This window comes from Cellulomonas sp. B6, from assembly GCF_001462455.1.
Classification (GTDB): Bacteria; Actinomycetota; Actinomycetes; order Actinomycetales; family Cellulomonadaceae; genus Cellulomonas.
This window is the reverse complement of sequence record NZ_LNTD01000081.1, coordinates 12,337-25,626: the sequence shown is the minus strand read 5'-3', so window position 1 is coordinate 25,626 and position 13,290 is coordinate 12,337. Positions and strand designations below refer to the sequence as shown.

11 protein-coding genes are annotated in these 13,290 nt (G+C 74.6%); 9 read left to right on the top strand and 2 right to left on the bottom strand.

Features of this window, described 5'->3' with window-relative positions:
- Window positions 1-48 precede the first annotated feature (48 nt).
- A complete protein-coding gene (locus ATM99_RS07315) occupies window positions 49-618 on the bottom strand; it encodes a protein tyrosine phosphatase (protein WP_062102260.1) in 570 nt (189 codons plus the stop codon).
- 295 nt (window positions 619-913) lie between these two features.
- Between ATM99_RS07315 and ATM99_RS07310 the strand changes: the two genes are divergently transcribed.
- From ATM99_RS07310 to ATM99_RS07270, 9 genes are all read left to right on the top strand, one after another.
- Window positions 914-2,656: a DUF4012 domain-containing protein gene (locus tag ATM99_RS07310; protein WP_062102259.1), complete on the top strand. Its 1,743-nt coding sequence runs from the start codon at window positions 914-916 to the stop codon at window positions 2,654-2,656.
- 79 nt (window positions 2,657-2,735) lie between these two features.
- Window positions 2,736-3,296: a hypothetical protein gene (locus ATM99_RS19275; RefSeq protein WP_062102258.1), complete on the top strand. Its 561-nt coding sequence runs from the start codon at window positions 2,736-2,738 to the stop codon at window positions 3,294-3,296.
- Between the two features lie 118 nt (window positions 3,297-3,414).
- The gene (locus ATM99_RS07300) at window positions 3,415-4,959 is read left to right on the top strand and encodes a polysaccharide biosynthesis tyrosine autokinase (RefSeq protein WP_062102257.1); all 1,545 of its coding nucleotides are present in this window, start codon (window positions 3,415-3,417) and stop codon (window positions 4,957-4,959) included.
- The gene (locus tag ATM99_RS07295) at window positions 4,956-6,104 is read left to right on the top strand and encodes a hypothetical protein (RefSeq protein ID WP_062102256.1); all 1,149 of its coding nucleotides are present in this window, start codon (window positions 4,956-4,958) and stop codon (window positions 6,102-6,104) included. Before ATM99_RS07300 ends, ATM99_RS07295 begins: the two co-directional genes overlap by 4 nt.
- On the top strand, window positions 6,088-7,401 hold the full coding sequence (locus ATM99_RS07290; protein ID WP_062102255.1) for a hypothetical protein: 1,314 nt from the start codon (window positions 6,088-6,090) through the stop codon (window positions 7,399-7,401). The genes ATM99_RS07295 and ATM99_RS07290 overlap by 17 nt, the downstream gene beginning before the upstream one ends.
- Entirely contained in the window at window positions 7,398-8,498 is a 1,101-nt protein-coding gene (locus ATM99_RS07285; RefSeq protein WP_082659397.1) for a glycosyltransferase, read from the top strand. The genes ATM99_RS07290 and ATM99_RS07285 overlap by 4 nt, the downstream gene beginning before the upstream one ends.
- Window positions 8,495-9,688 (top strand): glycosyltransferase family 4 protein, encoded by a 1,194-nt coding sequence (locus tag ATM99_RS07280; protein ID WP_082659395.1) that lies wholly within the window; start codon window positions 8,495-8,497, stop codon window positions 9,686-9,688. The genes ATM99_RS07285 and ATM99_RS07280 overlap by 4 nt, the downstream gene beginning before the upstream one ends.
- A 71-nt stretch (window positions 9,689-9,759) precedes the next feature.
- On the top strand, window positions 9,760-10,758 hold the full coding sequence (locus tag ATM99_RS07275; protein WP_150118189.1) for a glycosyltransferase: 999 nt from the start codon (window positions 9,760-9,762) through the stop codon (window positions 10,756-10,758).
- Window positions 10,755-11,798 (top strand): hypothetical protein, encoded by a 1,044-nt coding sequence (locus tag ATM99_RS07270; RefSeq protein WP_062102251.1) that lies wholly within the window; start codon window positions 10,755-10,757, stop codon window positions 11,796-11,798. Before ATM99_RS07275 ends, ATM99_RS07270 begins: the two co-directional genes overlap by 4 nt.
- Here ATM99_RS07270 and ATM99_RS07265 read toward each other — a convergent pair.
- Window positions 11,779-13,275: a lipopolysaccharide biosynthesis protein gene (locus tag ATM99_RS07265; protein WP_062102250.1), complete on the bottom strand. Its 1,497-nt coding sequence runs from the start codon at window positions 13,273-13,275 to the stop codon at window positions 11,779-11,781. The two genes, ATM99_RS07270 and ATM99_RS07265, sit on opposite strands and share 20 nt — an antisense overlap.
- Window positions 13,276-13,290: the final 15 nt, after the last annotated feature.

Below are 13,290 nucleotides of genomic sequence, written 5' to 3'. Positions count from 1 at the left end.
CCCGATCGTAGTGCGGACGTCCGCGGGCGGCCCGTGCGGCGTCCGCCCTCAGCGCAGCAACGCGTCCGCGAGCGCGTCGACCGCGGGGCGCATCGCGTCGAACGAGCCCCGGTAGACCGCGTCGCTGCCCCCGATCGGGTCGTCGACGTCGTCGACGCCCGTGCCCGCCGCGGGGCGCGCGGCGGCGGCGAGCCCCGGCAGCGCGCGCAGCCGTGCGGCGGGCGTGTCGCCCGCCGCGTGCAGCGCCGCCGGGTCGACGTGCGCGACGAGCCGCGCGAGCTCGAGCAGGGTGAACGTGCGCCGGACGGCCGCGGGGGCGAGCGACACGACCGCCGAGCGGTGGTCGCGCGTGAGCCCGAGGACGAGGTCGGCGCGCGTGACGAGCCCGGCGTCGAGCTGCTGCGCCGCGAAGCCCTCGACCCTCGCACCCGCCGAGGTCAGCAGCGGCACCATCGGGGCGGAGACGGGGTGCCCCACCACGGCACGCGTCCCCGCCGACACCACCGCGACGTCCGCGCCCGCGAGCCGCGCCGCGAGCAGCCGCTCGACGGCGGGCGAGCGGCAGATGTTGCCCGTGCAGACCGCCAGGACGACGGCGGGGGAGGGAGCGGTGGTCATGCGGCCCCATCATGCCGGACCGCCCGAGCCGTGCCGCGGCGGCCAGGCGGCGTCGCGGACAACCGCCGGGTCGGGCGGTTAGCATCGCCGACGACGCGTCGGCGACACCCCTCCGGCGCGCAGGGGGCTAAGGGGGCTGGGTGTGACGCACCCGGGTTGGGGTTCGCAGTGGTCGGACCAGACGTTGCCGGCGCCGCGGGTCGCGGGCGACCAGCAGGGTGGCCGCCGCCGGTCGGCGCGCCGGTCGGCGCGCCGACCGGCGCGCCGACGGAGGTCGGGAGCCCGCCGCCGCCGCGTGGTCCTGGTGGTCGTCGCGGTCGTGGTGGTGCTGCTCGGCGCCGTCGCGTGGCTCGCGTGGGACGCCCTGCGGGCCCGCGCCGACCTCGAGACGGCGCGTGACGCGGTCGGACGCCTGCAGGAGCAGGTGGTGGCGGGCGACGTCGATGCGGCGCGGGCGACGCTCCCGGGCCTGCAGGAGCACGCCGCGGCCGCGCACCGCCGGACCTCCGGGCCGTTGTGGACCGTCGCCGGGTCGGTGCCATGGGTCGGGCCCAACACGCGCGCCGTCCAGGCCGTCGCCGAGGCCGTCGACGAGCTGGCGCAGCGCGCCCTGCCGCCGCTCGTCGAGGCCACGTCCCGTGTGGACCCCGCGGCGCTGCGCCCCGTCGACGGTCGCGTCGACGTCGCGCCGCTCGCGGAGGTCGCCTCTCAGGTGGCCGCCGCCGACGTGGCCGTGCGGGCGACGCTGGAGCGCCTCGAGCAGGTCGACACGACGGCGGTGGTCGGGCCCGTCGCCGAGCCGGTCGGGATGCTGCGCGCCCAGCTCGCGGCGGTCGCGCAGGACACGGCGACCGCGGCGCGCGCGGCGGCGCTGCTGCCGCCGATGCTGGGCGGCGACGGCCCACGGCAGTACCTCGTGCTCGTGCAGAACAACGCCGAACCGCGCGCGACCGGGGGGATCCCGGGCGTGGTGCTGCTGCTGCGGGCCGACGACGGCCGGATCGAGGTCGTCGAGCAGCGCAGCGGCAACGAGCTGACCGGCGGCGACGCCCCCGCCGTCGAGCTCACGCCGGCCGAGGCCGACCTGTTCGGGCCCCTGCTCGCGACCGACATGCGCGACGTCACGTTCACGCCCGACTTCCCGCGCTCGGCGCAGATCGCCCGCGCGCTGTGGGCCCGGCACACCGGGACGCAGGTCGACGGCGTCCTGTCGGTGGATCCCCTCACGCTGGCCCTGGTGCTGCGCGCGACCGGGCCGGTGTCCCTGCCCGACGGGTCGACGCTCGGCCCCGACGACGCCGTCGCGACGCTCCTCAACGACGTCTACCTGCGCTTCGAGGAGCCCGCGCAGCAGGACGCGTTCTTCGCCGGTGCGGCCACCGCGGTGCTCGCCGCGGTGAGCGGGGGGCAGGGGGAGCCGTCGGGTGTCGTCGACGCGCTCGCCGAGGCCGCGCGACGTGGGCGCCTGCTCGTGTGGTCGGCCGATCCCGAGCTGCAGGCGCACCTGACAGGCACGGTGCTCGCGGGCGAGCTGCGGGGCCGCGCCGGGACGAGCCCCGTGGTGGGGCTGTACCTCAACGACGGCACGCAGGCGAAGCTCGGCTACTACCTCGACGTCGACGCGCTGGCGACGTCGGACGCGTGCCTGGGCGACGGCGCCCAGCGCGTCGCCCTGACCGCCACGTACACCTATCAGCCCCCTGCGGACGTGCAGGCGCTGCCCGCCTACGTGCTCGGGCTCGACGGCGTCGTCCCACCAGGCGACCTCCGGACGAACCTGCTGCTCTACCTGCCTCAGGGCGCATTTCTCGAGGAGATCCTGGTGGACGGTCGACCAGTTCAGGTGCATTCTCAGGTGCATGACGGACTGGCGGTCGCGGCACTGACCTGGACATTCTCCCCTGGACAGTCGTTCACGTTGACGGCGAATCTGGTCACCGGTCCAGAACAAGGTGGACCGGTGCTTCTCAGAACAACACCCGTCGCGTCGGGTTTCGATCATGTGACATCTGTTTCCAAGTGCGCGGATCGCGGTTAGCCTCATCTCGACACCGCGGTCCGGGGTGAGGAAATCCGCCCCGGGCCCGACCATGTCGTCGCACCAGGGGGGCACTTTCATGAAGATCCGTCGCACAGCCGCCGTGACCGTCACGGCCGCCGCGCTCGCGCTGCTTCCGAGCGCCGCCTTCGGGTACGGCGCCGCGGACTACACCAACACCGGCACGGCGTCGACCACGACGCCCACGGTCGGCACACCCTTCACCATCACGGTGCAGGGCCCGGCGAACACGCCGGTCATCATCACCGTCACCACCAACCCGGCGTCGATCCCCGACGCCGCCATCACGATCGCCGGCACCAAGGCCCTGACCAAGACCACCAGCGCGTCCGGCGCGGTCGCGTTCAGCGTCACGCTCGCCGAGCCGGGCACCTACACGGCGATCATCACCGACGGCGTCTCCGGCGAGGCGCTGTCGACGCAGGTCTTCGTGGTCCCCGGGCCGGCTGCGGGGGGCACGGGCTCCGCACCGGGCGCGGGCGGGTCGAGCGGCGGCTGGCTGAGCCAGACCGGTTCGGACCCCGTCCCGATCGCGCTGGGGGCGGGCGCGCTGCTCGCCGCAGGAGCCGGCGCGGCCGTGTACGCGCGCCAGCGCCGTCGGGCGGCAGGGGGCGTCTGACCGTCGCACGAGGAGAGTGGCCAGGGGAGGTCCCCGTGCGTGAGCCGGGGGCCTCCCTCTCTCTTTCGACGTGCGGCGCCGTCGCCACGTCGTCAGGCACGCGATCGCGGAGGAGAGCATGGAACTCGGGGACTACGTCGCCGTCCTGAAAAAGCGTTGGGTCACCGTCTGCGCGGTCACCGTCCTGTCGTTCCTCGGTGCATGCTTCGTGACCCTCACGACCACTCCGATGTATGTCGCCTCGTCGCAGCTGTACGTCTCGGTGCAAGGCGGGTCGACGACGAGCGACATGCTGCAGGGCGCGGGATTCGCCCGGCAGCAGGTCACGTCCTACGCGCGTCTGGTCACGAGCCCGCTCGTCCTCGGTCCGGTGATCGACGACCTCGCGCTCCCGACGAACGCCGGCGCACTCGGCAGCAGGATCGTCGCCGAGTCGCCGCAGAACTCCTCGCTGATCAACATCAGCGTCGCCGACGAGTCGCCCGCGCTCGCGGCGGCGCTCGCCAACTCGGTGGCGGAGGAGTTCCGGCGCGTGGTCGTGGAGATCGAGCGGCCGACGGACGGCAGCCCCTCCGCCGTGCGTCTGACGGTGGTCCGCGACGCGAGCGCACCGTCCGCACCGTCGTCGCCACGGCCCACACTCAACCTCACGCTCGGGCTCACCGTGGGACTGATGCTGGGAGTCGTCCTGGCGTTCCTCCGTGAGGCTCTGGACTCACGTCTCCACGACGAGGCGTCGGTCGCCGACGCCACGGGGCTCCCCATCGTGGGGAGCATCGTCTTCGACGAGCACGCGGCCGCCCAGCCGCTCATCGTCCAGGCCGACCCCCAGGGGCCGCGTGCCGAGGCGTTCCGTCGGCTGCGGACGAACGTCCAGTTCCTCGACGTCGCGGAACGCCCGAAGTCGATGGTCGTGACCTCCTCGCTGCCGGGTGAGGGGAAGTCGACGACGACGATCAACCTCGCCATCGCCATGGCGGACGCCGGGACCCGTGTCGCGCTCGTCGACGCGGACCTGCGCAGACCGTCCGTCGCGCGGTACCTCGGGATCGAGGGCTCCGCAGGTCTGACCACCGTCCTGATCGGCAGGGCCACCGTGGACGAGGTGCTCCAGCCCTGGGGGAACGGGCTGCTGAACGTGCTGCCGTCCGGACAGATGCCCCCCAACCCCAGCGAGCTGCTGGGGTCGGCGGCGATGGGCGCGGTGCTCGAGAGGCTGCTCGTGACCCACGACGTGGTCCTGATCGACGCGCCGCCCATCCTGCCGGTCACCGACGCGGCGGTGCTGTCGCGCAGCGCGGGTGGGGTCCTGGTGGTCGCCGCCGTCGGGCGCGTGCAGCGCAAGCAGCTCGTCGCGACGCTGAGCGCGCTGCGCTCGGTCGACGCCAACGTCCTGGGCGCGATCGTCAACATGGAGTCCCGCAAGAGAGCCGAGTCGTACCAGTACTACCGCTACACCGACGGCCCGGCCACGACGCGCCGTTCGGTGATGCCTCGGCGTTCCTCACGGACGGTTCCGGCGCGCCCTCCCGCAGAGTCCTCGCGTGACGCGTCGGACGTCGGGCAGACGCCGGTCGGCATGGTCTGGCCCAAGGACGAGTCGCTCACCACGCGGTCCGGCGGTCGACCTGCTGCTCCGCAGCACCACCGGGAGCGGGGATGAGACCCGGTCGCCGCGACGTCGCGGGCGGATCGCGCGAGGGGGCACCGTGGCTGGTCGTCGTCTGCCCCACGTCGCGGGGCGGCCACATCGAGCACGCGACGGCGATCGCGCTGGCGGCGGCACGGCAGGGTGCGTCCGCGCAGGTCCTGACGCGCCCCGGCGCCCGGGCCTACCTGCCCGCGCCCGTGCTGGACGAGGTCGACGTCCGTGAGGTGATCCCCGAGCTGCCGCGATCGACCGGGCTGCGGCGTGCGCTGTCGATGGCCGCGCGCCTCGTCGTCGAGCACGTCACGATCGCGTGGCACGTCCGTCGCCCGCGCGGTCGGGGCGTCGTCCTCGTCGAGGAGCCGCGGTACCCCGTTCCCCGGCTCCTGCTCGGAGGGCGCCGCGGAGCCGTCAAGCTCGTGGTGCACAACGTCGTGGACCACCCGCGCAGCGACCACGGGCTGGCCGAGCGCCTGCGCCGCCGGACGTCGCAGGCGTGCGTGACGGCGGACGTCGAACGCATCGTGCACGGCCGTGCCCAGCGGCAGGAGCTCGCCGGACGAGGGCTGTCGGCACGGCACGTCCCGCTCCCGGCGCCGGCGTTGCTGCTCGCGGGGGAGATCGGCGACCCGTCCGGAGCCACGGGTGCGCCGCACGTCGGCGAGGGCTTCCTGTGCATCGGGGAGATCCGGCCGAACAAGGGGGTCGAGATCGCCATCGAGGCCGCGGTCGCTGGCGGGCACGAGCTCCTGGTCGTCGGCCGGGCCGTCGACGAGGAGTACCTCGGCGAGCTCGTGCGGCGCGTGGTCGGGACCGGGGTCGAGCTGCGCGACGAGTTCGTCTCGGCCGCGCGGTTCGACGCGCTGATCCGTGGGTCGCGGGCCGTGCTGCTGCCCTACACCGAGTTCCACGCGCAGAGCGGCGTGCTGTCGCACGTCCTCGAGGTCGGTGCGCGGAGCATCGTCTCCGACCTCCCGTCGCTCCGTGAGCAGGCGGGCGACGACCCCACGGTCACCTTCGTCGCGCCGTCGGACGTGTCGGCCCTCGCCGACGCGATGACCCACGTCGCGGCCGCACCGCCGACCGCTCGGCACGTCCACGGTCGCGCCGTGGACGTGGACGCCGCCTGGCGAGAGATCGTCGATGCGGTCCTCGCCTGACCTGGTGGCCGTGCCGCGCGCGGCCGGCACCGGCGGCCCGGTCGCCACGGCCTGGCTCGACGTCGCGTTCGTCATCCTGTGCTTCGCCCCCTACGCGTGCCTGCCGCTCGGCGAGAGCACGAACATCCCCGTGACCGGGCTCCTGTGGCCCCTGTGGCTGCCGCGGATCCTGCGGCACCGCGCGGTGGTCGTCACGAGCGGGGTGCTCGCGTTCGCGCCGACGGTCACCGCCTTCCTCGGGCTGCTGGCCGGCCGGCCGGTCGACAACCCGGTCGCCCTGCTGACCTGGGTGCTCTACCTGGCACCCGTGCCCGTCCTCGCGGTCGTCGTGCTCGAGCGCCCGCGGCTCGCCGCGCGTGCGCTGGGCACCGGTGTGGCGGTGTCGGCGGTGCTCGCTCTCGTGCAGCACCAGCTGATCCTGCGGGGCGTGCTGCCGTTCGCCGAGCTCTACGACGTCCCGGGCTACGCGACGGTCAACCCCGACACGGTGCTGATGTACGTCAAGCGCCCGTTCGGTCAGTTCCCCGAACCGTCGTTCATGGCCGGCTCCCTCGCACTGGCGTCCGCCGCCTACCTGCTGGTGCGTCGGACGTGGACGGCCCGTCTCGGGCTGCTCGACCACGCGCTGGTCGGTCTCGTGCTGGTGGTGCTCGTGGTGAGCAGGTCGGGCAGCACCGTCGTCGCCGGGCTCGCGGTCCTCGGGATGCTGCTGGTCCCCGCGGCGCGGGGGCTGCGACGCCCGGTGGTGGTCATGGCCGTCGCGCTCGGCGGCGCCTACGTGGCCGCGTCGGTCGTGAGTCAGCGCTCCGCCAGCACGGACTTCTCCTGGGGTGACCGGGCGGTGTCGATCGTCGCCGCGGGCCGTTACCTGCTCACCGACCCCGTCGCCCTCGTCGTCGGCATCGGGCGGGGGCGCGCGGCGCACCTGTTCAGCACCGGCGCGATCTCGACGAGCGGGTACGAGGCGGGGGGTGCGATCTACGACGTCTACTCCGTGCTCGGACGGGCCGCCCTCGAGAGCGGCGTCGTCTTCGGCCTCGTCCTCCTGGTGGTCGGAGCGGGACTGCACGTGCAGGCGCACCGACGCACGGGCGTCACGCACGCGACGGCCGTCGGGATCCTCGCGGCGCTCCTGTGGGTCGTCGTCGCGGGCTTCACGATCAGCTACGACTCCGCGGCCCTCATCTGGTCGTCCGTCGGCGTCGCCCTGGGGGTCGTGGTGCGGCCCCGCACGCCGGGCAGCGACGTCGGGCCCACCGGGACGGTGTCGGGACGACAGCCCGAGGAGCGACGATGAGAGTCCTGCAGCTGGTGAACTCGGCGGACACCGGGGGTGCCCAGACCCTCATCGAGGCGCTGGGCCGCCGGCTGGGGCCCGACGTCGAGATGCACACGGCCGTCCTGCTCGGCGCCGACGTGCTCAGCCCCAGGCTCGAGGCCGTGAGCGCGTCCCTGACGCACCTCGGTCTGACCACGCGGACGCTGCGAGCGGACCGCGCGGCGGCGGCGGTGCGTGCCCTCGTGCGGCGTCACGGCGTGGACGTCGTGCACAGCCACCTCTTCCAGGCGGACGTCGTCAACATCCTCACCCGGGGGTCGCACGGCCGGGTCACGACGGTGCACACGACCGGGATGACTGCGAGCGACCCGGTGCGTTCACGCCTGCTGGCCCGCGCCGTGGCCGTCGTCTCCGCCCGCGCGTTCGACGCGAGCGTGGCCTGCGGCCCGGCCGCCCAGGCCTACATGCGCCGCGCAGGTTACGGCAGCACGAGCGACGTCGTGCGCAACGGCGTCCCGGTCCCCGTGGCGCCGCCGGCCGCACGCGAACGTTCCGGCGTCGTGCTCTGCCTGTCCCGGTGGCACCCGATGAAGGACCACGCCACGCTCCTCGACGCGTTCGCGGTCGTGGCCGCCGCCGACGCTCGGGCCACGCTCGTGCTCGCGGGGTCGGGGACCGGTCCGGACAACGACGAGCTGGCCGCGATGGTCCGCCACCGCGGCCTCGAGCGACGTGTCGCACGCCTGGGCCCCGTGCAGGACGTCGGAGAGCTCCTGGCACGCGCGGAGCTGCTCGTCATCTCCAGCTCGTACGGGGAGGCCCTGCCGATGGCCGGTGCGGAGGCGCTCGCGGCGGGCCTGCCGGTGGTGTCGACGGACGTGGGCGACTGCGCCACGTTGACGGTCGATCCGCGCCTGCTGTGCCGGCCTCGCGATCCCGACGCGCTCGCGCGGGCGATCCGGACCGTGCTCGGCGTCCCCGGCCAGGAGTACGACGACCTCGCGCGCGGGAGCTGGGCCCGCGCACGGACCACGCTCAGCGTGGACGAGGCGGTCGACCGGTACCGGGCGTTGTACGAACGTGTCGTCGCTGCTGCCAGCCGGGCCGTCGCATGAGCGCCCCCCGTCGGTCCGGCGTGGGGACGCCGCCGTCGGTCGTGCACGTGACCGAGGCGATGGGTGCGGGTGTGCTGCAGATGCTGGCCGAGCTGTCCCGCGGCCAGGCCGACCTCGGCTGGGACGTGGAGGTGGTCTACAGCGACCGGGCGGAGACGCCGGCCCCGGGCGTGCTGCGTGACCTGTTCGGCCCCCGGGTCCGTCTGGTGCGCGCCGGGGGGCACGACCGGCGCCGCAACCTGCTCGCGCTCGCGGTCGCGGCGCGTGCCGCGATGCGCGCCCGACCCGCCGCGGTCGTGCACGCGCACTCCACCCTGGCCGGGCTGGCGGTGCGTGCCGTCACGCGACGCGGGGACCGGTGGCGCGTGGTGTACACGCCGCACGGCTTCGCGTTCCTGCCGCTGCCGGCACGCTCCCTGCGCCAGCGCGGCGTGCTGCTCGCCGAGCGCGTCCTTGCCGCTCGCGGTGCGGGCGTCCTCGCGGTGGGCCCCGCGGAGGCGGCGTGGGTCACAGATGCGGTCGGTCCGGCGGTCCCCGTGGTGTCGGTGCCCAACACGGTCAGCCGAGCGGTCGTCGAGCACCGTCGTGCCGGCCCCGGCCCCGGCCCCGGCTCGCGGGACGCGTCCGGCAGGCCGCTCGTGCTGGGCGTCGGCCGGGTGACGCGTCAGAAGGCGCCGTGGGTGTTCGCCGCAGCGGCACGCGAGCTCGCGTCGGCCGCCGACTTCGTGTGGGTGGGCGACGGCGACCCGCAGGACCGTGCCCGCTGGCTGCCGCGGGACGTGCCGGTCGAGGTCACCGGATGGCTCGACCACCACGAGGTGCTCGATCTGCTGGGCCGCGCGCGGCTCCTGCTCATGCCGTCCGAGTGGGAAGGGATGCCGGTGACGCTCATGGAGGCGTGCTGGGTGGGGGTGCCTGCGGTGGTGCGGGACGCGCCGGGGATGGCCGACGTGGTCGTCGACGGCGTCAACGGGGTCGTCGCCCAGGATGACGCGGCGATCGTGCGGGAGACGGCCGACGTGCTGCAGGACGAGGCCCGGTGGGCGTCGCTGAGGGACGGTTGTCTCGCGACCCGGGACCGGTTCGACCCCGCGACCTACGTGTCGCGGGTCGGCCGCGCGTACGGCGCGCTCGGCGTGCTCGGCGCGCAGGACGTCGCCGCGGTGCACGGTCGGGGCCGGGCGCTGTGACGGCCACCCGCGCGACGGCCGTCCGCTTCGTCTCCATCGCCTCCGAGGCGTGGGGCGCGGAGGAGAGCCTGATGACACTGGTGCGCCACCGCCCTCCGGACGCCGCGCCGGTCGAGCTGGCCGCCGCGGGCGCCGCGCTGCGCGACAGGTGGGCCGACGGCACGGGCCGCGAGGCGAGCGCCATCCGCACGGCGGGGAACCGGCTCGGGCGCGTCCTGCACGCCCTGCCGCACGTCGCGTCGGCGCCCCGCGGCTCGGTGGTGGTCCTGTGGGACGTGGATCTGGTCCCGCTGGCCGTGGTCCTCGCGCCGTGGCTGCGCCTGCGTCACGTGCGCCCGTTCCTCGACCTGCACGTGACGCTCGCGGGCGACCGGGGGCGACGCCTGCTGCGCGTCCTGAGCAGGTCGCTGGCGGGGTGCCTGTCGATCAGCCGGTACACCGCCGAGCAGATCGGTGCGACGTGCGACGTGCACGTCGTCCAGCGGCCGGTCGACACCGCCGTGGGCGCGGGTGCCGCCGTCCCCGCGGGTGAGGACGGCTTCACCGTCGCGGTGGTGGGCCGTGTCGACCCCGAGAAGGGCGTGGTCGAGGCGGTCCGCGCCTGCGAGGGGGTCCCCGACGTCCGACGTGTCGTCGTCCGCGGTGCGCCGTTCGAGGGCGGTGCCGACTACCTCCACGAGGTCCTGCGGGCGGGCGAGAGCCTGACGACCGCGCAGTTCGCGTACGAGGGGCGCGTGCCCGCGTCCGCGGCGCTCGACGGCGTCGACGTGCTGCTGCACTGGAACCGTCACGAACCGGCCGGGCGCGTCGTCCAGGAGGCCCAGCTGGCCGGGCGGGTCGCGGTCGTCCCCGACGAGGGTGGCGCCCGCGAGTTCGTCGAGCACGACGTCACGGGCCTCGTGTACCGCGCCGGCTCGACGGCTGACGCGCGCCGGGCGCTCGCGTCGCTCACGCCCGGAGCCCGGCGGGAGATCGGCAGGGCGGCGCGGCGCGTGGGGCGTGAGCGGTACGACGCGCCCGCCCGCGCGGCGGACTACTTCGCCGCGCTCGGGGCTCGGGCGCAGTCGTGACCGCCCGGACGCCGCTGCGGGTCCTCCTGTCGGTGCGAGGGCTGGAGACGAAGCACGACCCGACCCGCAACCCGTACATCGACCTCCTCGTCCAGTCGTTGCCGTCCGACGTCGAGGTGGTGCAGTTCGGGTGGCGCGAGGCGCTCGTCGGACGCTTCGACGTGTTCCACTCGCACTGGCCCGAAGCCCTGGTGCGGTCCCGGTCCCGCCGCGTCCGCGCGCTCGAGCACGTGCTCTTCGCGCTCTTCGTGTGCCGGCTCCGGCTGGCACGCAAGGGAGTCGTCCACACCGCGCACAACGACCGACCCCACGAGGCCGCCGGTCGGGTCGAGGCGGCCCTGCTCCGCTTCTACCAGGCGTCGGTGACGCTGGTGGTCGACATCAACGGGGTCCGACCGACGCGGTCGTCCACGCCGCGGGTGCTGATCCCGCACGGGGACTACGCACCGTGGCTCGCCTCCCATCCTCGGGCCCGGGCCGAGAGGGGCAGGCTCTGCACGTTCGGCATGATCCGGCCGTACAAGAACGTGCCGGGGCTCCTGCGCGCCTTCCACGACCTCGCGGACCCGTCCGCGACGTTGTCCGTGCTCGGCGGGGTCGCCGACCCGGCGCTGCGCGACGAGATTGAGCAGCTGGGGGCGCGGGACGACCGGGTCGAGCTGCACCTGCGCTTCGCCACGGACCGCGAGCTCGTCGACCAGATCACGCGGTCCGAGCTGGTCGTGCTCCCCTACCGCCACATGAAGAACACCGGCGCGGGCATCTACGCGCTCACGCTCGGTCGGCCGCTCCTCGTGCCCCGCACCGACGAGACGCTCGCGATGCGGGAGGAGTTCGGGGCGCGGTGGGTCCACGTCTTCGACGGAGACCTGACGGCCGAGACGCTGGCCGGCGCGGTGCAGCACGTGCGGGCGGCGACCGGGGGAGCGCCCGACCTGAGCGGCCGCGACTGGTCGCGGCACGGCGCCGACTACCGACGTGCCTACCTCGCGAGCCGTCCGGTCCGCAGGTCCCGGCCGGTCACCGCGCCGAGGGCGTGACGGGCGCGGGCCGGCTGCGCAGGCTCAGGACGAACCGGCGCAGGGCCGTGCGGTTCTCCGTGCCCAGCACGAACCAGGTGCACGCGAGGTAGAGCAGCGTCGACACGGCGGCCACGGCGAGCGCCCGCACGGCTCCCTGGTGGTGCACCCACGGCGTGGCCGCGAGACCGACCGCGAGGGCGCTCGCGGGCACGAGGCCGACGACGGTGCGGCCGACCAGTCCGACGTACGCCGCGATCTCGATGCCCGCGTGACGGCGCATCGCCCACAGGCGGGCCGGCCACACGACGAGGAGTCGCAGCGACCTGGACCACGCCACGGCGACCGTGCCGAACGGTGCGGCGAGCAGGATGAGGCCCACGCCCACCAGGTTCTGCAGGATCGACAGCCGCAGCGCGACCGCGGGGCGGCCCACGGCCGTGAGGACGTTGACGTCGAAGAACATGACCGCGGCGAGCGCGGACGACAGCGTCAGGACCTGGAACAGCGGGACCGACGCGGACCACCCGTCGCCCACGAGCAGCGGCAGCAGGACGTCCGCGAAGATCGCGAGCATCGCGAACGCGGGCAGGGCGACGACGCTCGACGCGAGGGTCAGCTGCCGCAGCGCGCGGTTCAGCCGCTGGCGGTCCGACTGGACCCGGGACATCACGCTGAGCGACACGCGGCCGAGCACGGACGTGGCGAGCTCGAGCACGACGCCCGTCGCGCGCTGCGCCACGAAGTAGTAGCCGAGCGTCCGAGCGTCGAAGAGCGCGCCGACGACGATCTTGTCGAGGTTCGTCTGGAGAGCCGCCAGGAGGTCGATCCCCAGGGTGTGGACCCCGAACGACAGCATGCTGCGCAGGGAGTCGCGCGAGAACTCGAGGGACGGGCGCCAGTCGGTCAGGGCCCAGAGCAGGACCGTCGAGACGAGCGCCGCCACGAGGACCTGCGCCACGAGCGTCCACACCCCCGCGCCGTGCAGCGCGAGCGGCACCGCGACGGCCGCGCCCGCGACGTTCCCCGTCAGCTGACGCACCGCGAGCGGCCGGAACCTCAGGTCGCGCTCGAGGAGCGCGGCGGTCGTCCTGCTCAGCGCCGACAAGGGCACCACGAGCCCCGCCACCCGCAGCACGGGGGCGAGGGCCGGGTCGCCGAGGAGCGCCGCCAGCGGGACCGCCGTGGCCACCAGCAGCAGGTAGATGGCGGTGGACAGGACCACCGACGACCAGAACGTCGTGCTCGTGTCGACACGGCTCAGTGCGGGGCGCTGGACGATGGCCTTGCTGAAGCCCGAGTCGACGAACACCGAGAGCACGGCGACGACGGCGCTCGCCAGCGAGAACAGGCCGAAGTTGGTGGGGTCGAGGAGGCGTGTCAGCAGCGCGAAGACCGCGAAGGAGAGCAGGCGGCCGGACCACTTCTCGACAGCCGTCCACGCGACGGCTGACACCATGCGCCCGCGCAGGCCGTCGGCCCCGGGCTCCGTGCCCACGGGTGACGTGGGTCC

Excerpts from the sequence above, each read along its gene's own strand:
- ATM99_RS19275 (WP_062102258.1), top strand. The coding sequence starts at position 2,736 with ATGAAGATCCGTCGCACAGCCGCCGTGACCGTCACGGCCGCCGCGCTC.
- ATM99_RS07300 (WP_062102257.1), top strand. The coding sequence starts at position 3,415 with ATGGAACTCGGGGACTACGTCGCCGTCCTGAAAAAGCGTTGGGTCACC.
- ATM99_RS07280 (WP_082659395.1), top strand. The coding sequence starts at position 8,495 with ATGAGCGCCCCCCGTCGGTCCGGCGTGGGGACGCCGCCGTCGGTCGTG.
- ATM99_RS07285 (WP_082659397.1), top strand. The coding sequence starts at position 7,398 with ATGAGAGTCCTGCAGCTGGTGAACTCGGCGGACACCGGGGGTGCCCAG.
- ATM99_RS07275 (WP_150118189.1), top strand. The coding sequence starts at position 9,760 with ATGACACTGGTGCGCCACCGCCCTCCGGACGCCGCGCCGGTCGAGCTG.
- ATM99_RS07295 (WP_062102256.1), top strand. The coding sequence starts at position 4,956 with ATGAGACCCGGTCGCCGCGACGTCGCGGGCGGATCGCGCGAGGGGGCA.
- ATM99_RS07315 (WP_062102260.1), bottom strand. The coding sequence starts at position 618 with ATGACCACCGCTCCCTCCCCCGCCGTCGTCCTGGCGGTCTGCACGGGC.
- ATM99_RS07290 (WP_062102255.1), top strand. The coding sequence starts at position 6,088 with ATGCGGTCCTCGCCTGACCTGGTGGCCGTGCCGCGCGCGGCCGGCACC.